At 34.8% G+C, this 19,093-nt stretch carries 16 protein-coding genes and 2 pseudogenes; 4 read left to right on the top strand and 14 right to left on the bottom strand.

Translation table 11 applies throughout. From position 1 onward, the window contains the following. Both BLP58_RS06375 and BLP58_RS06380 read right to left on the bottom strand, forming a co-directional pair. Positions 1–201, bottom strand: a pseudogene (locus tag BLP58_RS06375) (ISLre2 family transposase); the annotation flags it as partial. A 151-nt stretch (positions 202–352) separates the two neighbouring features. Further along, the gene (locus tag BLP58_RS06380) at positions 353–1,597 is read right to left on the bottom strand and encodes a protein NO VEIN domain-containing protein (protein WP_013855018.1); all 1,245 of its coding nucleotides are present in this window, start codon (positions 1,595–1,597) and stop codon (positions 353–355) included. Positions 1,598–1,701: 104 nt separating this feature from the next. On the opposite strand from BLP58_RS06380, the gene BLP58_RS06385 reads away from it, so the two are divergent. Further along, a complete protein-coding gene (locus BLP58_RS06385) occupies positions 1,702–2,073 on the top strand; it encodes a hypothetical protein (RefSeq protein WP_013855017.1) in 372 nt (123 codons plus the stop codon). Between the two features lie 74 nt (positions 2,074–2,147). Here the strand turns inward: BLP58_RS06385 and BLP58_RS06390 are convergent, their stop codons facing one another. The 12 genes and pseudogenes from BLP58_RS06390 to BLP58_RS06440 all read right to left on the bottom strand — a co-directional run. Further along, positions 2,148–2,648, bottom strand: coding sequence for a hypothetical protein (locus BLP58_RS06390; protein WP_013855016.1), 501 nt, complete (start codon positions 2,646–2,648; stop codon positions 2,148–2,150). A gap of 7 nt (positions 2,649–2,655) precedes the next feature. Beyond that, positions 2,656–3,006, bottom strand: a complete 351-nt coding sequence (locus BLP58_RS06395; protein WP_013855015.1) for a hypothetical protein — start codon at positions 3,004–3,006, stop codon at positions 2,656–2,658. Between the two features lie 53 nt (positions 3,007–3,059). Continuing rightward, a complete protein-coding gene (locus BLP58_RS12645; RefSeq protein WP_369596147.1) occupies positions 3,060–3,185 on the bottom strand; it encodes a hypothetical protein in 126 nt (41 codons plus the stop codon). Between the two features lie 28 nt (positions 3,186–3,213). Then, positions 3,214–5,154, bottom strand: coding sequence for a restriction endonuclease subunit S (locus BLP58_RS06405; protein ID WP_013855014.1), 1,941 nt, complete (start codon positions 5,152–5,154; stop codon positions 3,214–3,216). After that, positions 5,154–6,629, bottom strand: coding sequence for a class I SAM-dependent DNA methyltransferase (locus tag BLP58_RS06410; protein WP_013855013.1), 1,476 nt, complete (start codon positions 6,627–6,629; stop codon positions 5,154–5,156). Before BLP58_RS06410 ends, BLP58_RS06405 begins: the two co-directional genes overlap by 1 nt. A gap of 13 nt (positions 6,630–6,642) precedes the next feature. Then, entirely contained in the window at positions 6,643–8,967 is a 2,325-nt protein-coding gene (hsdR, locus tag BLP58_RS06415; protein WP_013855012.1) for an EcoAI/FtnUII family type I restriction enzme subunit R, read from the bottom strand. Between the two features lies 1 nt (position 8,968). After that, entirely contained in the window at positions 8,969–10,768 is a 1,800-nt protein-coding gene (locus BLP58_RS06420) for an N-6 DNA methylase (protein WP_013855011.1), read from the bottom strand. Between the two features lie 116 nt (positions 10,769–10,884). Continuing rightward, positions 10,885–12,336, bottom strand: coding sequence for a TcaA 3rd/4th domain-containing protein (locus BLP58_RS06425; protein WP_013855010.1), 1,452 nt, complete (start codon positions 12,334–12,336; stop codon positions 10,885–10,887). Between the two features lie 250 nt (positions 12,337–12,586). Next, positions 12,587–12,742, bottom strand: coding sequence for a hypothetical protein (locus tag BLP58_RS12130; RefSeq protein WP_158306208.1), 156 nt, complete (start codon positions 12,740–12,742; stop codon positions 12,587–12,589). A 19-nt stretch (positions 12,743–12,761) separates the two neighbouring features. Next, entirely contained in the window at positions 12,762–13,466 is a 705-nt protein-coding gene (locus BLP58_RS06430; protein WP_025084228.1) for an MgtC/SapB family protein, read from the bottom strand. A gap of 1 nt (position 13,467) precedes the next feature. After that, positions 13,468–14,295, bottom strand: a complete 828-nt coding sequence (locus BLP58_RS06435; RefSeq protein ID WP_013855007.1) for a PTS system mannose/fructose/sorbose family transporter subunit IID — start codon at positions 14,293–14,295, stop codon at positions 13,468–13,470. Next, a pseudogene (locus BLP58_RS06440) lies at positions 14,292–15,044 on the bottom strand (PTS mannose/fructose/sorbose/N-acetylgalactosamine transporter subunit IIC); the annotation flags it as partial. The pseudogene BLP58_RS06440 and the gene BLP58_RS06435, both read right to left, overlap by 4 nt. Before the next feature lie 220 nt (positions 15,045–15,264). On the opposite strand from BLP58_RS06440, the gene BLP58_RS06445 reads away from it, so the two are divergent. From BLP58_RS06445 to BLP58_RS06455, 3 genes are all read left to right on the top strand, one after another. After that, a complete protein-coding gene (locus BLP58_RS06445) occupies positions 15,265–16,350 on the top strand; it encodes a BMP family lipoprotein (protein ID WP_013855004.1) in 1,086 nt (361 codons plus the stop codon). A 68-nt stretch (positions 16,351–16,418) separates the two neighbouring features. After that, positions 16,419–17,963: an ABC transporter ATP-binding protein gene (locus tag BLP58_RS06450; RefSeq protein ID WP_013855003.1), complete on the top strand. Its 1,545-nt coding sequence runs from the start codon at positions 16,419–16,421 to the stop codon at positions 17,961–17,963. After that, positions 17,944–19,092 (top strand): ABC transporter permease, encoded by a 1,149-nt coding sequence (locus BLP58_RS06455; protein WP_013855002.1) that lies wholly within the window; start codon positions 17,944–17,946, stop codon positions 19,090–19,092. The genes BLP58_RS06450 and BLP58_RS06455 overlap by 20 nt, the downstream gene beginning before the upstream one ends. The last annotated feature ends 1 nt before the right edge of the window (position 19,093 follow it).

Here is a 19,093-nt window from a genome sequence, read left to right on the forward strand (position 1 = left end):
AACTGAGCGCTTATTTTTCTTTTCAATCTGATAGCCTTGCTTTTTAGTTTCTTCAACTAAGCCGGCATCAACTTCTTCTAGTGCTAATTTAATTAATTCTCTAATCAAATCAAAGAAGTAGCACATTAATGCCTTTTCACGGGCAATAACATTATTTTCAGACTTAATAATTTTCACGATATCAGCTATAATAGATTCCATAAAAGACCAGCTTCTAATGTGTTTTTTTCGTTAACATCAGACTACTGGTCTTTTTGTTTGAGCTCAAGTCCAGATTCAAAGGACTTGAGCTTTTTTAATTAATTATTCAACTTACCGCAAAAAATTATACACTTAGTTTGCGGATTATTTTTCACCTTATATCTCTCACTTTAATAGTGGCCTGATATTTAATAGGTTTTAAATGTGCTAATTCGCTTTTTAAAGGATTTTTAATTTTATAAATAACCGGTTTATTTTTGACATCAAAAACTCGATAAATCCAATAATTAGGCAAAGTTAAAGCATGCAATCTTTCATTTTCACTCAAAATAAAATCAAACTTTTCACTAATTTTTGCAGTAGTACTTTTAACTTCTATTTGACGAGGAGTTCCATCTTTTTCAAATGACAAAATATCATAACCGATAGCATCTGACACTTGTGATTGCCACTTTATTTTTCTTTGTAAACCAGGATATTTTACTAATCTTGCTTGTTCATATGCTATTACTTCTTTTTCACCTAAATACCCCATAGCTGTAGCCGTCTTTTGTTTTGCTATATGATCAATTTTAGATAAACCTTGTACTTTTCTAACAGTTTTCTTTTGCGAAAATTCAATAGCTTGCTTGTCATAAGCAACTGGAAATTTAGGTTCTTTTTTACGAGGAGGCTGAGGCTTTATCTGAATAAAATGAATCTTAGAATAATTTTTATAACCATTATCCAGATTTTCTTTTCCTAACTCATAAGCATAAGGGAAAAGATAGTATAAGTAATTGCCAAATTTTATATTGTTCCATTTTTCGGTAGCTTCATCGCTATCTTTTAACTTTAACAGCTTTTGTTGTTTTTCAAAACGTGATGCATTTAACGGAAAAGAATCCCCATAGAACTGATATCCAAAGTAATTTAGCATTCTTTCAGAGAAAATATTTAAATATTTTTCTGGATAATATACCGACAATATCTTCATCTTAACCATTGTTGCCAAAGGATGTGCTTGAATAGCTACTTTATCATTTCTGCCACCTGCTTCAATTAAATCGGCAATTGATTCCCTTAACTTTTTAAAAGAACTAAGCAAATCAGGATAACCTTCTGGAGTTTGCCACACTTTATTAATCATATATTTTTGCTTTTTCTGGCTATAGTAAATACCAAATTTAGATGCAGTCGCACCCTTAATACTCCCAAGACCTGCTAATTCTCTTTCAAGACGGTTGCAGAAACTATCCTTATTGCCTTTTCCTTCAATATATTTGGAAATTGTCATTTGATTTCTAATATAGTCAATTGGAAATGAATTTACGAATTCCTTTCTAAGATCTTCAAGAATTTGATCTTGAGAATCATAGGTATCTAGCATGTAATCAAAATCACTTAATTTTCGCATATTATTACGCTATTCTATTTCATATTCATATCTAATTCTTCACATTGTTAACTTAAGTATATAATAAATTTATGATTATAAGAGTTAATGTTAGGAGTTAAAAATTGAAAAAGAAATTACTCAAAATTATTCTACCTTTATTAATGTTATCGTTTTTATTTATATTTAATAAAAATACTGTTTCGGCAAGCTATTTAAACGGTAATAGTTACACTGATATGTGCACACGCTATGTAAAAGTTATTAAGCCAATTAGAGTTTATAAAGTGAGAACAGGAACATGTGAAGCTAAAAACAAATTTCATAAATATGGAAAGATCAAAAAAGGTGCGAAAATTTGGATTTCTCACTATCTTATGAGTACAGGCGGTGGTTGGGTAGTCATAAGTGCACACAAATATTACTCAACTAGAAGAACATTTTTCTTTGCTTCTAATGGTCATGCTAGAGCCAATTGGTATAAGAGAATTGCTTAAAAAGCCACTAATATCACTTTAAATAAAAAAGATTCCAGTTATGAATGATACTGGAATCTTTTTTAATGATTCACTTACAATTTAATTTTATTTACCAGATTTATTTTCATCACTAAAAATTGGAGTAATCCTAATTTTTTAAAAAGTTTACGTATTAAAGCAGAAGAGATAGAAATTGTACCAATGTATGGCTTAAATGTCGGATCTATATATACTACGGTTAAATCTATATCTTTTTCTGGATCAAGTTTAAGTCCATCACAAATAGAAACTTCACTTGTATTGCCATAAGCATAAGTTATATTTCTAATTTCACCTACTTCTTTACTATTAATTTTTTCAAAACCGTTCTTCACTGGGAATAATAAATCACTCCCACTTAATTCTTTTATAACTTTGCCTTCCGGTTGTGGTAAATCTGGAGGAGTGACTTCCTTGTTAATAAAATACATCTTATCAACAAATATTTTTGCGTCAAATTCTTGTTTATGTCTAGCTTTTTCTAACTCCTTTTTCAATATTTGCCAATCTAAACTCTTGCAAATTCCTAAAAATCTAAAACTTCCTGAAATCAATCCATCGTTAAATCAATCCATCGTTAACAGGAGTTATATTTAAGATAAATCCTTGAAGATTAAGAACTTCTCTTTCATTACCAATACTATTAAGATAAGCTGGAAATTTCAAGTTAACATAAACATTTAAATTTGCTTCATGACTTTTTTGATTTTCTTTTAACCCTAAATAAACAAATAAAATACTAACTACCGTAACTACACTACTATACCATGTAGCCGTATCACCATACCATGCAGCTAATTTATTAGAGCATAGAAATATAGAATGTACCACGCCATACAATCCTAGCAAACTAAAAAATATAATTAAGATAAAATACTTATTTTTTTGTATATTATGCCAAACTTTTTTCATTACTATTTTTATCTAAATTCTACTTTACATGATCAAAATGATATTTCATCTTTTCAAAACAATGTAAATAATTGTCTTATCCTAGTAATAATCCGACTTTGTTCTGATAACGGTGGAAAGGGTATGATCAATTCTCCTAGCTTAGTCGGACTTACTCTTGGTAAATTTACTCCATGCATCTCCCTCTTAATTTGGTTAAAAAATAGGTCAGATAAGAAAACATAATACAAAAAAATTATTATTAGTATTGATTCCCTTTATAGGTAACAATTCAGTAGTGCAAACACCATCATTTGGCGCAATTAAGACTTTTCTTAAATATGGTCTTAATTTTGCAAATAATACATCGCCTTCTGTATAGACATATTTATTACTACCAACTGTACTAGTCACAATTTCTTCTTTTATTAAATGACCACTATTAGCTTCAATATCTGCTAATTCAATTAAATTTTCACCGATCTGAACATCAGAAGGATTAACTGTTTTAAAATTTCCCATTGTGGTAACAGCCTTACATCTAACCCATTCCCAACTATCAGGAATATCAAAAGGCTTCTCATCATCTGTAATCGGAGGAAGTGGCTTCGTCTTCTTGATCTTCTTTTCCTTGATCAGCTCTTGCTTCTCCGCCTTAATCTTCTCAAGCAACACACTCGCTGGCTCATCATTTGGATCTTGCTTAACCAATTTCCCTCGCATAGCCAAATCCAGCACCTTGGACTTCAGCAAAGTCTGAAGTTTCGCGTATTGTTGTGTAGATGTTTCGACTTTGCGAAGCAAAGCGAATAGCTGCGCTATTTTAGCAGCGTTTCGACTTTGCTCTGAAAGAGGTGGCAAAGGGAATGGTAAATGTTCCATATTTGTTTTAGTAATATGCTTCATTGTGGAACCATGCAAGTCAGTTTCACCAACCACATTACGTTTATCTAATAAAAAATAGTATAAGAAGTTTTTATCAATAGCAGTATTATCATACTTTAATTTCCAAATGTGATAATGAAAAATTACACGACCACCATTCCAAATTTTAGGGCCAAAGGAAGCAGACCATGCATAAATTAAATCACCATTATCAATATATTTATTTGGATCTAACTTAAGATCTGAATAATACCAAGAAGAATTAGTAAAAAGATTACCTACCCTTAGAACTGGTGTAAATTTATCATCATTCAATAATTCATTCTTTTTATATGCTCTTCCATTATAAAAATTTACACCTGAGCCTAATATAATCCATTTCCATGACGCTGGAATATCATGTGGTTTTTCATCGCTATTCTTTAAATTATCTTTCTCAAGCAACACACTGGCTGGCTCATCATTTGGATCTTGCTTAACCAATTTCCCACGCATCGCACACTGAAGTATAGATTGCTTCAACTTACCTTTGAATTCACTATCAATCTTTTGAAGACGATTATATGTTTCAGCGTATTGAGCAATTAGAGGCATAAACTTTTTTATTTTAGTAACTATACGTTTCTGTTCATTTAAAGAAGGTAATGGTAATATCATACATGCTAAAAAATTAGTACCAACTCTTGGCATTTTTACACCATATACCGAAGCATTTATATTATCTACAAAATATGGAGATAGTAAAACATAACGCAAATATAACGGATTAAGCTTTTTTTCATTAACAACTTCAATTGGCAACATTTCTGTAGTTGTATATCCATCATGCTGAGCAACTTCAACTTTTTGTAAATAAGGACGTAGTTTACCATATAAAACACTATTTTTTGAAAACTGATATTTATTACTTTTATATTCTGTACTATTAGTTTTCTTTGTAATAGATCTAAAACCGCCACCATTCTTATTAACATCTTTCATATCTACTACCCAAGCTCCGTTAGGAATTTCTCTCCCGGAAACAGATTTAAAATTACCAAACAATGTTACTTCTTTAAGTCTCACCCATTCCCAACTATCAGGAATATCGAATGGCTTTTCATCGTCGGTAATTGGTGGCAATGGCTTAGATTTTTTTATCTTCCCATCTTTAATTAGTTGCTCTTTTTCTTTCTTAATCTTTTCAAGCAACACACTTGCAGGTTCATCATTCGGATCTTGTTTAACTAATTTTCCTTCCATCGCATATTGCAAAATAGAAGCTCTTAATTGTTCAGGAGTCATTAATCATCCTCCTCAAGTAACTTTTTAATTGCTGCCAATTGTTTATCAATCTTGGCATTTAATTCTTTACGTTCTTTTTGATATTTATTCATTAATTCAAATGGTGGTAATATTTCTTCAGTTTCAGTTGAAAAGCCACATAAATCAAAGTTATAGTTATTTTTTGCTAATTCTTCTGGTGTATAAGCTTTTGATTTGTAATTATCATTATCATCTTTAATCTCGTGACGGTCATTCCACCATTTACGTACTGGATCAAAATGTTCGAGCTTCATTGGACGAGTCTTAGAAAAATGTTTATATCCTTCTGGCATATCTAAACGGTAGAACCAAGTTTGTTTAGTTGGGCCAGTCTTATCAAAGAATAAAATATTTGTGGCAATTGAAGCATAAGGACTAAAAATACTACTTGGTAAACGAATAATAGTATGTAAATTAAAATCAGAAAGCATCTTTTTCTTGATATTTAACTTAGCTCCATCATTTCCAAACAAGAAACCATCTGGAAGAATCACACCAACTTTACCATCATCTTTAAGACGATACATAATCAAAGCTAAGAACAAATCTGCTGTTTCACTACTTTGAAGATCACTAGGAAAATTCTTTTTGATAATGGGCAATTCGGAGCCACCAAAAGGCGGATTCATCATAATCAGATCAAATTTATCTTTTTCAGTATATTCGGTAATATTTTTTTCAAGCGAATTGCCATGAATAATATCAGGATTATCAACATCATGAAGCAATAAGTTAGTTACCGCAAGAATATATGGTTGTCCCTTCTTTTCAATACCAAAGACCGCATTATTATACTTTTTTCGATCTTCTACTGTATTTACTTGCTTCTTTAAAATATTTAACGAGCTAACAAGGAATCCACCTGTACCACAAGCTAAATCCGCAATCCGCTGTCCTAATTTTGGCTTCAACGTTTCAGCAATAAAATCAGTCAGAGCCCTAGGAGTATAGAACTCACCAGAACTACCGGCACTTTGCAATTCCTTTAAGATACTCTCATAAATGTCACCAAATAAATGACGATCTTTAGGATCAGTAAAATCTACATCATTTACTACATTTATAACTTGTCGTAATAAAACCCCATTTTTCATATAGTTATTGGTATCAATAAAGGCATCTTTCACAATAGCCTTACTAATAGGAGTATCGGGAGTAACAGTAATCTCCTTTAATGTAGGTAACAATTGATTATTAATAAAATCTAGTAATTCATCACTAGTTAACGCTTTACCATCTTTTCTATCTTGAGCCCATTCATGCCAATGCATCCCTTCCGGAATGATAGACTCATAATCATCCTGTTCAATTTCCCACACTTTTTCACGATCATCATAAACTTTCAAAAACAAAATCCATGATAATTGTTCGATTCTCTGCGCATCACCGTTAATCCCCGGATCATTACGCATAATATCTCTAATCTTTTTTACAAATTGAGTTGTTCCTACCATTTACCGTGCTTCCTTAACTATAGATTCTATTCTTTATTTCTTTAATTGTGTTTTCATAATTTTTCTTGCCACCAAAAGTCATAATGATTTTAATTGCACCACCGAACTTATCAAATTCAGGCAAACTTAATACCTGATTACTTTCCAAATCAGCAATACCATCATTCTTATACTTTTCAAGTAAAGTATTCAAAATTTCACGAGCAGCTCCCTGATATTTATCAAGAATCCCAGATTTCTTAACATTATTTACTCTTTCAGATTTAGTTAACGGCTTTTGATTATAAGCAAGATGAACAATCAAATCAAAAGGATCCATATCCTTAATATTCTCTTCTTTCATCAACTCTTTATACAAAATCCCATGCTTCTCTAATTCATTAAGTAAAACTTGTTTCTTTTCTGCATCATTCCACTCAGTCAAAAAACTATCAAGAGTTGCATATTTTCCTAAAATATTCTTCTTAGTGTAATCCGTCAAAGATGTAGTAATAAGATTCCCATGTTCATCTAAATATTGAGTCTCATCCCCTACAACATTTACCTCATGATCAACTACATACTTAGGATGTTGTGAACCTTCGCCTACACAACCACCACAATGAGTATGAGGATAAGGAACACCTGTCGTACCACTGCCAGTACCACCATTAATTATCTCAATAGGTTCTCCATCAAATTCAGGATCCGCAAATAACCGCGAAACTCCACGAAAATCAATAATTGTAAAGTATTCTTTTCCGTGTGACGGATCCAATCTAGTACCGCGACCAATAATTTGCTTGAATTCAGTCATTAAATTAATATTAGAATCCAAAACAATTATTTTGCAAGTTTTAACATTAACTCCTGTAGTTAATAATTTTGAAGTTGTAACAAGGGTTGGATATTTGCTAGTCACATTTTCAAAATTATCTAGCTGCTTTTTACCTTCTATATCATCACCTGTAATTCTCATCACATATTTATCATTTTGAGCAACAAGATCACTATTTTGATTGATTAACTCTTCTCTCATTCGCTCAGCATGCTCAGTATCTTCACAAAAGAGAATAGTTTTATCCCAACGAGCATTTCTTTGTTTAAGGTAATCACTAACATATTTGGCAACTTCTTTAGTACGTTGTTCAATAATCATTGTTCGATCAAAATCTCGTGACGTATACTGTTTATTTTTAATAACCTGTCCAAGCTTATCTTTTTCATTCTTTTTAGGCCAAAATCCTTTTATATCAATATCAAGATTTACTCTAATTACCTTATATGGAGCTAAAAATCCATCTTCAATTCCTTGCTTTAATGAATATGTATAAACCGGTTCACCAAAGTAAGCAATATTAGATCCGTCTTTATCATTTCTTGGAGTTGCGGTCATACCTAAATGGGTTACATTTGGTCCATCAAAATAATCAAGAATCTTACGCCATTGACTATCCTTTTTAGCTGAACCACGATGGGCTTCATCAATTACAACTAAATCAAAGAAATCAGGTTTAAATTGTCTAAAAGGCTCATGTCCCTCCTCCTCATCTTTGCCAGCCAATTGTTGATACAAAGCAAAATGAATTGGATAAGAACTGTCCATCTTACCACCTTGTACCTTAGTAATTTTATTTGATAAAGGATTAAAATCATCTGTCATTGCCTGATCAACTAAAATATTTCGATCAGCTAAGTATAAGACACGATGCTTAACTCCTGCATTGAGTAAACGATACACTACTTGAAAAGCAGTATAAGTCTTACCAGTACCTGTTGCCATCACTAATAGTACCCTTCTAGCACCATTAACAATCTTATTTATAATTCTATTTACTGCATTTTGCTGATAATAACGTGGAGAATAAACTTCTCGAGATGAAAAGTATGGCTCATTTATAATCTTAATTTGTTCTTCAGATGGCTGTTTTTCTTCTTTATATCTAGTCCAAAGCTCATCCTTAGTAGGAAAATCATTCAAAGAAATTGTTTTTTCCTTGCCGGTAATCATATCATGCTCAACAAAAGCATCCCCGTTAGAAGAATATACAAACGGAACATCTAAATCACGAGCATACCCAATTCCTTGTTGCAAACCTGCACCTGGTGCAGGATGCTTTTTTCTATCCTTAGCTTCGACCACAGCTATTGGATAATTAGGCTTATAGTACAAAAGATAATCTATTCTCTTTTTCTTACCGCGTGTGGCTACATCGTCCACTACATTAATCTGGCCATCTGTATAAGAATATTCCATTCTAGCATCTGCTTTTCTCCAACCAGTATGATCAAATATAGCCGGTGAAATATATCTATTTTTAATATCTTCTTCTGATAAATTCATTTTTTCTAAGTCCATTTTAATCCTCTTTATGCAAAATTTTGTCCATACCCCAAGAATTAAAAAATTCATTATCATTTTGAATATACTTTCTCATCAATTCCTGTTTTTGCTTATCTAAACTTAACTTTTCCTGTTCAAGTTTTTCAACTGCTTTATCTTGCTTTTCTCTTGCAATTACTGGAACTTTCAACTGCTCTAAATCAGTTGGAGAAATAATTGAAATTGTTGTTCCACCAGCTGCTTGTTGAATAAAGAATTTACCCAACGGACTGTTCAAATATAACGCTAGCCATTTCATATTTGTATTATTATTTTTGGGCCTTAAAATCACCATATTTGCATTAGCAATAGCATTTCCTAATGATTTATCAACATATGCTATTTTTCCTAATGTTCCTCTAATTGAAAACAAAACATCATTCTTTCGAACTAAATATCGATCTGGATTACTTGATATTGAGATTTCAGATAAAGCTTTATTTTTTACTACTAAGTCATCTATATCGGTGATCTTTATTAATGCCAAGGTAGTATCGCCATTTTCATTTCTTCTAATTACATTATAGCCTCGCTTAATCTCCACTAATTCTCCAAGATTGATCATCTTCGCATCCATTAAATTTTGCTGACTAATACTATAAGTCGTTTGATCAATTTCTATTGAAGTTGGCCACACATATCTTTTAACACTCAAGGTATCCTTATATTCTGAATTCTTTATAACTCTTGAGACACCTGATTGATCAACTTTGTTTTGATACAAACTTACAATTTTTTCTATTCCTAATGGTGTTAATTGATTAAAATTTCTAAGGACTTTTTCATACCAACCATTTTGGTCAGCTTCAATAAATTGAATTTTGCCTTTAAACGCACCTTTATTTCTATTAAGAATTAATAGATTAACGGGAATAGCTGTTCCAAGCAAAAATTTACTTGGCAAAGAAACAACAGCTTCAACTAGATCTAAATCAATGAGATTCTTTCTTATTTTAGCTGCTAAACCCGATTGAAATAATGGTCCATCTGCAACCAAAAGAACAGCTTTACCATTATCAGCAATTGAAGAAATAGCATTACTAATAAAAGCATAATCACCTCTTCTTGGAATCTTTCCATAACGAAAACGATTAAAACTATTTTGATTGATGACTTCAGAATTAATTATCATCGATATAGGTGGAAAACTAATGACTTTATCAAATTGTTTTAATTGTCCGTCCTCAATGTATTTTGGATCATTTAAAACATCTCCAACAAGAATATTCAAATTATTTGCTTTAATGAGTTTGCCATTCAAATAAGCAATTCCTGCCAACACTGGATTTATTTCTTGGATAGTTACCTGTTGATTTTTATTTTCACGTAAAATATCTAGCCATGCACCTTCACACCCTGAAGTTGGGTCAAGGATCGTATCAGTCCTCTTAACAAGAGCCAGCTTCATAGCTAGCCTATCTATTTTTGAAGACTGAATCCTTCTTTCTATGCGACTATGTTTAACCTTGCTATTAAGCCAAATAATTAAATCTTGTGAACTAATTTTTCTAATATAATTCAAGGTTTGAAAAAGCTTATTATCTTCAACATCATCTAATTCATCTTTAATCCAGTTTTGAAGTTCTTGAAGAGCAAAAATATTACTTTTATCCTTGCAAGAGAATATGCGACTAAAAAATTCTACTTTTTTAGTAATTGGACGATCATCTTTATTTATTCTTAAAAGTATTTCGCCAGCTACTATAGGCTTTATAATACTAGCTTCATCTCTATTAACTTGATACAGCACATTTAGTTTTGCATTCTGATTATTCATATTAGTTTACCTCCTTGTATAAATATTAGTACTACTTCTGCATAAATGCAAGATTAACAATAAAATACATAACAAAAAACTTGATGCCAAACTGACATCAAGTTTTCAATTATCTTTTACTTTGAACTGACAATGCGTCCACCGCCAATTGTTTTTATCTTAAGACCTTTAGAAGTAGACCTAGCAGAAGCACTTCTAAACTTCATAACTTGAACTCTCTTATAACGTTTACCATTTTTATTAAACGCAAAATTGAATTCTACAGAATATCGAATATCATTCAGTGACTTATTGTTAACAGTAATATTGGCATGATACTTAGTAAGGTTAGGACTATTACGCCAATTACTTACTAAAGTTCTTAATTCAACATAACTCTTATTCTTACTGCCACCAATAAAATCTTTAGAGTTAGGATAGTTAAAATTATCTTCCAATAATTTACCAACGTTTTTAGATTGCTGCCAATCTAATTTAAGTACAGCTACATTTTTGCTACCTTTGATAACTGCAGGTACATCCCTAACTTGCTTAGTTTTAACAAGTTTACCCTTCTGCTTTTTAGCTACATACATAGAAAACGGCTTGGTTAATGGTACATCTTCAAGAACAAGATTTCCTTTTTTATCTAACTTACCAATATTATGGTTATTTAGATAAAGCTTACCGTTCGGCATCCCTTGAACCTTAATCGTCTTAGCATTAAGGTTCACTTCAGCCGTTTGATCTTTCCAAACATTAACTGTTTTCTTAAACTTAGCTGTTTGACCTAAATAAGAAGATTTTGCTTCTATATTATATGCACCAGGGAAAACCTTTTGCTTTTTAACAAACTTCATGCCATTAACTGTAACAGTAGAATGGTGATAATCATTAACTACATTCAATTCATAGGTCGGCAATTGAACTACATACCGAGGGAAAAACAAGAAATAATGTCCCTGCTTAATTAGTTTAATTGGTAAGTTATTCTTACCCATCAAACTCTTTTTCAATTTCTTATATGCGGCAGGATTATTCTTATAGTATTCCTTTAATGGCGTTAAATTTTTAGCGGTAAGTGGAACTTTCCCGTTAGTTACTACGTTGTTAACCTCGCCATTCTTTAATCCAGTCTCTATTCGACCGATCTGAGCTTTACAACTATAGTAATTCGTACCAACCATTACCAAGATTGCTATTACAGCGACTACTATTTCTATTAAAATCGACCATTTAAAATGGAATTTTTTCTTTTTAGATTTAGGTAAAGGCGTTGGCTTTTTCTTAGGAGGAAGAGGACTCGGAATTATCTCATTTTTTTCTATTTTTTGTTTTTTATCTTCATTCGACTTAGAAACAGCCTTCTCTGGTTGCTTCTTTTTTTCAGGTTTAGCATCAGATTCTTTCTTTTCAGATTGAATCTTTTCTTCATCCTTTTTAGTCGATTCATTATTTTTTAATCCTAACAGCCCTACATTCACTGTCACCATTGTTTCATCATTATTAACTAAATTGAAATGACAAAATGGACAATACTTCTCTTCAGGGTCTACTTCTTTACCACAATTAGGACAAATTTTCTTCATTTTATTTTATACTTAATCACTAAAATATTTATTATAACTACATTTATTATATCCTAATAACAATATTTGAGACCGTAAAATAGTTTGTGTAAGGATGAATTATTCCTTAATTTAATTTCCTAAAACATTAGAAAAAGGAGTTCCTTTCTCGTATGATTGGTTTGAACAAAAAACACATACAGAAAGAAGAACTCCTTCATGAATGATTTTACCAAAAATATAACTCAAGCTCTATTCAATCAAGATAAAATTAATGATTTGCTTCGTCATAGTTGCGTAATTCTCTTACCAACTCATTGGCGTTATAAGAAAGAATAGTCAAATTTTGCTGTAATTTTGGCAACAAAAAAAGCCGTGTCACCAGTTGCGTTTTGGGAGTTAATCCTAATTGCTGCTGTTGTGACATGACTTTCTTCCCTTCTAAGTTAAATACTGACCATTTGAATCTTCATAATATTTTTGTTTAATGAGATATCCTCAATTATATCAGCATAGTTCAAAGAATGGGGAGTTTCGATATCGTAAATATTGGTATAGATTGAATTTTCGCCGTGTTGCTTCACCATAAAATTGACATTGGTCACGGTAATGTGATTTTGTTCAAAGTATTTTTGAATGAATTCCTTCGTTTCTATTTTATGTTTATATTGGATTTCTAGTTTTTTCATCGGATGCACTTGAATCAGGCGTTTTGAAAAAGCTAATACTAAAATGACAATGATCGCTCCCGCGATTCCAATTTCATAATTACCCATACCTAAAGCCAATCCTATTCCAGCGATTGCCCATAAGCTTGCCGCTGTCGTTAATCCCAACACTATTCGATGCTGAACGAGAATTGTTCCGGCACCCAGGAATCCAATTCCTGACACTACTTGAGCAATCAGCCTTGCTTCGTCAGCTCTAATTATTCCAGCAGCCTTCGGCTCAGCTAATGCTAATTGAATGGCATCATAGCCAATCTTTTTTTGTAGTAGTGCAATCAAACATGCACCTACACAGACTAAAATATGTGTCTTTATTCCGGCTGGCCGGTTCTTATGCTCACGATCGTAGCCAATAATAGCCGCGACGATCACAGATAACACCAACCGAATTACTATCTCCGACAGTGTTACCGCGCTATTCATTTTACACAACCCCTACTAAGCCAAGGACAATTGACAAGACCAAGACTCCCAGCAAGATCCAGTTAACATTGACCTTCTTGGCTAATAACCAATAACAAGCTAATGTAACTGCCAATGGTACTAAGCCTTTCCATAATTGATCAAGATAAGTTTGCAATTTAATTGGCTTACCGCCATCAATTGGAATGCTTAGTTTTGATTCAAATTTTACCATCGTAGCTGTCATACAGCCGATCATTAGCAGACCTAGGGTTGAAGCTGTTTTATTCAACATCTTCATCCTGCCGCTCTTATACATATCTTGAATGAATGTATCACCGACAGTGAAGCCCATATATGTTAAATAGTAACGAGTTAAAATTGATGGAATGTTGTAAATAAGCAAGAACAAGATCGGTCCCATAATTGTGCCTTGGCTTGCTAAACTAATACCAATTCCGGCAGCAATAACTCTTAACACGCCCCAGAAGATGGAGTCGCCGATGCCTGATAACGGTCCCATTAATGAAGTCTTAATGGCTACCGTTGATTCAGGATCGAAGTTAGGATCTTTAGCCGTCTTCTTTTCCATCGAAGCAACCAATCCCATTACGAAAGTACCAACGTTTTGCGTAATGTTGTACCAAGTAATATGCCGCATCATGGCCTTACGGTGACCTTCCGGATCATCCTTATAATACTCATCTAAGGCTGGCATGATGGAATACATGAAGCCAGGAGCATGAGCCTTAGTAGCACCAGCTCGACTGGCAAAAACTGTAAAGGAGCGCCAGAAAATACGATTAATTACTTTTTTGTCTTCTGGCGAGACATTCTTAGTGATTTTCATGAGAAAAAGTCCTCCTCTTCTTGTTCAGCTGACGTCGTGCTGGTTGAGCTATTAGCTACTTTAACTCCAGCAGTTTCTAATTCTTTTTGTTTATTTTCAAGTTCCATTACTTGCTTATCGCGAATCCATTGCAAGACTACGATAATAATTCCGATGGCTGCAACAGCTACAGATGGCAAATTCATGTAAGCTGCCAAAATGAAGCCTAAGAAGTAGTAAGGCGATAATTGTTTACTCCATAACATCCGCATCAAGATGGCAAAACCAACAGCTGGCAATAATCCACCAGTAGCTGATAATCCGGCCATTAAGTTAGCTGGAATTTGACCAACTAAATGTTGAACTGGCTTAGCACCAGCCAATACTGCGAAGAAGGTTACAAGTGAGTAAGTGAAATAGTTGGCAAACCACATGCCATAGTGCAATCTAGTTAACATCTTCGGATCATTCTTATCTGCAGCTTTATCAACTAACGGAGCGAAGACGTTCATTACAACGTTCTTCAAGAACATTGAGATGAAGGCGCCGAAGACGCCAATTGGAACGGCTAAGGCCAAGGCCGCCTTCGTATTAACCCCCAAAGTGATGGCGAAAGTAGTAGCTAAAACTGTCGCCGTTACCGGTTCTGAGGAAAGCGCCCCACCAATATCGACAGCTCCCATGAAGATTGCTTCTAGAGCCGCACCGATTAAAATACCGGTTTGAATGCCGCCGAACATTAATTCAGCAACCATTCCCACAACTAATGGAGCAATCGAAAGCTTAACAGCAGGTCATAGCTATTTGGATGATTTCGGCAGAAAATTAAATCAAATAAATATTTAAGAAATTAAGGTCAGACTAATGGTTAATAGCCTACCGCAAAAATATTGACACTTACAATTTACAAAATAATATTGACATAACACGTACATTAATCTATTATTTTAATCAAATCATTCTTAATTATTAATCAATTTGGAGGTAGAAATGAACTCAAAGTTCAGAAAGATTTTATCACTTGGTGCTGTTGTTGTAGCTGCAGGTCTAGCTTTAACTGCTTGTTCAGGCAAGAAGCAAGGTGCTTCTACTAATAAAAACACAAAGCATGGTATTGCATTGATCACTGATCAAAATGGCGTTGATGATCACTCCTTTAACCAAGCTGCCTGGGCTGGCTTCAAGGCTTATGGTAAAGAACACGGCTTAAAGCAAGGCAAAGGCGGTTATCAATATTTCCAATCTAGTGGTCCATCCGACTTTGTCCCTAACTTCGATCAATCTTCAAAGGCAGGCTATCAAACTATCTTTGGCGTTGGCTTTGAATTGCAACAGGCTGTTGCTCAAGCCGCTAAGAAGAATCCAAAGAAGAATTTCGTCATTATCGATAGTATCGTTAACGGGCAAAAGAACGTTGCTTCCGTTACCTTCAAGAGTAATGAAGCTTCCTATCTTGGCGGTTTAGCCGCAGCTTACACTACTAAAACCAATAAAGTTGGCTTCATTGGTGGCGCTAAATCAGCCATCATCGATTTATTCGAAGCTGGTTTTAAACAAGGTGTTGCGGATGGTGCTAAGGCATTGCACAAGAAGATTAGCGTTCAAACCCAATACATTGGCAACTTCACTGCAACCGACAAGGCGAAGTCTATCGCTCAATCAATGTATGCTAACAAGGTCGACATTATCTATCAAGCAGCCGGCAATGCCGGTAACGGTGTCTTCCAAGAAGCTAAGGATTACAACCAAACCTTACCAGCTAACAAGAAGGTTTGGGTAATCGGTGTTGACGTTAATCAAGCAAGTCTTGGTAATTACACCGCCAAAGGTGGCACTAAAGCCAACTTCACTTTGACTTCTGTCTTAAAAGGCTTGAACGTTGCTACTAAGAGCATCGCTGATGATGCTTACAAAGGCAAATTCCCTGGCGGCAAGCACCTCGTTTATGGTTTAAAGAACGATGGGGTTTCCATCACTAAGGGCCAACTTAGCGCCAAGGCATGGCAAGCCGTACAAAAAGCTCGTACGCAAATCATCGACGGCAAGATTACGGTTGCTACTAAACCAGGTAAATAAGTTCTAATTTTAACAGTCAAAAGCTCTTCGTCTTGGCGGAGAGTTTTTCAATTAGGAAGCTAATATTTATGGAACAAAAAACAATTATCGAAATGAATCATATCGTCAAAGACTTTAATGGTTTCAAAGCCAATAACGATATCAATCTCAAGTTGGCCCAAGGTGAAATTCTCGCCCTCCTTGGCGAAAATGGTGCAGGCAAATCAACCCTGATGAGTATTCTATCCGGTTTGCTTGAGCCTACATCCGGAGAAATCAAGGTGAACGGTAAACCAGTTAAAATAGCTAATCCTACTGTCGCTAAGGAATTAGGCATTGGGATGGTCCACCAGCATTTCATGCTCGCCCACTCTTTTACTGTTTTGGAAAATATTATTCTTGGTCACGAAACCACTAAAGGCCCAATGCTTGATATTAAAAAAGCACGTGAAAAAGTATTAGCTCTATCACAACGCTACCATCTAGCAATCAATCCTGATGAAAAAGTCGCTAATATCACAGTGGCTCAGCAACAAAGGGTAGAAATTCTTAAAGTGCTCTACCGTGGCGCTAATATTTTAATTTTCGATGAACCCACTGCAGTTTTAACCCCACAAGAGATTACGGAGTTCATGCATATTCTAAACGGATTAGCTCATGAAGGAAAATCGATTATTTTAATCACCCACAAACTAGAGGAAATTAAACAAGTTGCTGACGAAGTAACGATCATTCGAGCGGGAAAAGATGTTGGGACCTATCAGGTTAGAGAAATTAGTGACCAACGCATGGCCGAATTAATGGTAGGTCACGCTGTGCAGATGAAGTTGACCAAAAAAGCGGAACATTTAGGTTCAAATGTCCTTCAGGTTAAGGACCTGCAAGTTAAAGAAAGTCGCGGCAATTTAGCCGTTAAAGGCTTATCCTTCTCGATTCGCGCAGGCGAAATTCTTGGGATTGCCGGAATCGACGGCAACGGACAAGATGAACTAGTCGAGGCGATCACCGGTTTGCGTCACGTTGATCAAGGTTCTGTGATTATCAAAGGTCAAGATATGACTAACAAACCTACCCGCAGGATTACTGAGCAAGGTGTCGCTAGCATCCCCGCTGATCGACAAAAATATGGCCTTATCTTGCAAATGTCAGTCGCTGACAATTTAGTTCTGCAAAGCTACTACCACCAGCCTTTTTCTCATCACGGGATTATCAACTTCGCTGCTATCAAAAAACATGCTCAAGCCGCAATTAAAAAGTTCGATATCCGTACTCCTAACAGCAATTTAGTAGCCGGCGAACTCTCAGGTGGTAACCAACAAAAAGTGATTATCGCACGTGAACTTGAACGCAATAGCGATTTAATCATTGCCTTCCAGCCAACTCGTGGTCTTGATGTGGGCGCGATTGAATACATTCACAAGCAATTATTAAAAGAACGTGCGGCTGGAAAAGCCATCTTGCTCGTTTCTTATGAATTAAGTGAGATTATGCAGTTATCTGATCGCATTCTAGTTTTGCATAATGGACAAAAATCCGGTGTTGTTAAGCCACACGAGACCAATGAAACTGAATTAGGTCTACTAATGACCGGCGTGAAGAAAGAAGGAACTAAACTTGATCAAAGTCTCAGCTAAAGCCAAACACTACTTAGTACCAATTATCTCCGTATTTGCCGGCTTTCTAGTCGGTGCAATTATTATGCTCATCTGGAGCTACAATCCAATTACCGCTTATGCTTCCATGTTTACTAGCGCATTAGGCAACATGAACGGCTTAGGTGAAACAATCCGTGAAGCTACACCGCTAATCTTTACCGCGATTGGTTTTGCCATTGCCTCTAAAGCTGGCTTTTTTAACATTGGATTGCCAGGGCAAGCTCAAGCAGGCTGGCTTACTTCGGTCTGGGTAGTTTTAGCCAATCCAAATTTACCCAAGTATATTCTATTACCATTAGCAATTATCGCAGGCGCCTTCGCCGGAGCTATCGTTGCCGGAATCGCTGGTTTCTTGCGTGCCTACTTTGGTACCAACGAAGTAATCACCACGATCATGCTTAACTATATCGTCCTCTATCTTTGCCAATACCTCATGCAACAAATAATGCCAGCTAGTTTACGTAATGACACCGATACCACTAAGAATATCCCTGCTAATGGGAGTTTGCACTTAGACTGGCTCAGTCAACTTTTCGGCAACTCCCGTATCAATGCCGGGATTTTCCTCGGGATCATCGCATTATTAATCTATTGGTTCCTAATGAAAAAGACTACTGTCGGTTTTGAGATTAAAGCAGTTGGTCTGAATCCCTTTGCTAGTCGTTATGCTGGAATGTCAGCTAAAAAAAATATTATTCTGTCTATGCTGCTTTCTGGAGCCTTTGCTGGAATTGGTGGTGTAGTTCAAGGCCTAGGCACTTATCAAAACTACTTCACCCAAACCAGCAGCATTGCTATTGGTTGGGATGGTCTTTCCGTAGCCTTATTAGGGAATAGCACTGCATGGGGAATTTTAATCGCGGCGTTGCTCTTCTCTACCCTGAAGATTGGGGGACTGGGGATGCAAACCGTAGCTGGTGTTCCTTATGAAATTGTCTCCATCGTTATTGCTGCTATTATCTTCTTCATCGCTATCAAATACGTCTTTGACCTGCTATTCAAAGTCAAGAAGACAACTACTGAGCAACATCCCCTCAAAAAAGGTGAAGAAATTGGTCCTGATAACGGTGTCGATGGCCCCAACCTTAAGTTACAAAAAAAAGGATAAT

Source organism: Lactobacillus kefiranofaciens (genome assembly GCF_900103655.1).
GTDB classification, from domain to species: Bacteria; Bacillota; Bacilli; order Lactobacillales; family Lactobacillaceae; genus Lactobacillus; species Lactobacillus kefiranofaciens.

Coding starts and splice junctions, on each gene's coding strand:
- BLP58_RS06380 (WP_013855018.1), bottom strand. CDS start 1,597: ATGCGAAAATTAAGTGATTTTGATTACATGCTAGATACCTATGATTCT.
- BLP58_RS06395 (WP_013855015.1), bottom strand. CDS start 3,006: ATGAAAAAAGTTTGGCATAATATACAAAAAAATAAGTATTTTATCTTA.
- BLP58_RS12645 (WP_369596147.1), bottom strand. CDS start 3,185: ATGCATGGAGTAAATTTACCAAGAGTAAGTCCGACTAAGCTAGGAGAA.
- BLP58_RS06405 (WP_013855014.1), bottom strand. CDS start 5,154: ATGACTCCTGAACAATTAAGAGCTTCTATTTTGCAATATGCGATGGAA.
- BLP58_RS06410 (WP_013855013.1), bottom strand. CDS start 6,629: ATGGTAGGAACAACTCAATTTGTAAAAAAGATTAGAGATATTATGCGT.
- hsdR (WP_013855012.1), bottom strand. CDS start 8,967: ATGGACTTAGAAAAAATGAATTTATCAGAAGAAGATATTAAAAATAGA.
- BLP58_RS06420 (WP_013855011.1), bottom strand. CDS start 10,768: ATGAATAATCAGAATGCAAAACTAAATGTGCTGTATCAAGTTAATAGA.
- BLP58_RS06425 (WP_013855010.1), bottom strand. CDS start 12,336: ATGAAGAAAATTTGTCCTAATTGTGGTAAAGAAGTAGACCCTGAAGAG.
- BLP58_RS12130 (WP_158306208.1), bottom strand. CDS start 12,742: ATGTCACAACAGCAGCAATTAGGATTAACTCCCAAAACGCAACTGGTG.
- BLP58_RS06430 (WP_025084228.1), bottom strand. CDS start 13,466: ATGAATAGCGCGGTAACACTGTCGGAGATAGTAATTCGGTTGGTGTTA.
- BLP58_RS06435 (WP_013855007.1), bottom strand. CDS start 14,295: ATGAAAATCACTAAGAATGTCTCGCCAGAAGACAAAAAAGTAATTAAT.
- BLP58_RS06445 (WP_013855004.1), top strand. CDS start 15,265: ATGAACTCAAAGTTCAGAAAGATTTTATCACTTGGTGCTGTTGTTGTA.
- BLP58_RS06450 (WP_013855003.1), top strand. CDS start 16,419: ATGGAACAAAAAACAATTATCGAAATGAATCATATCGTCAAAGACTTT.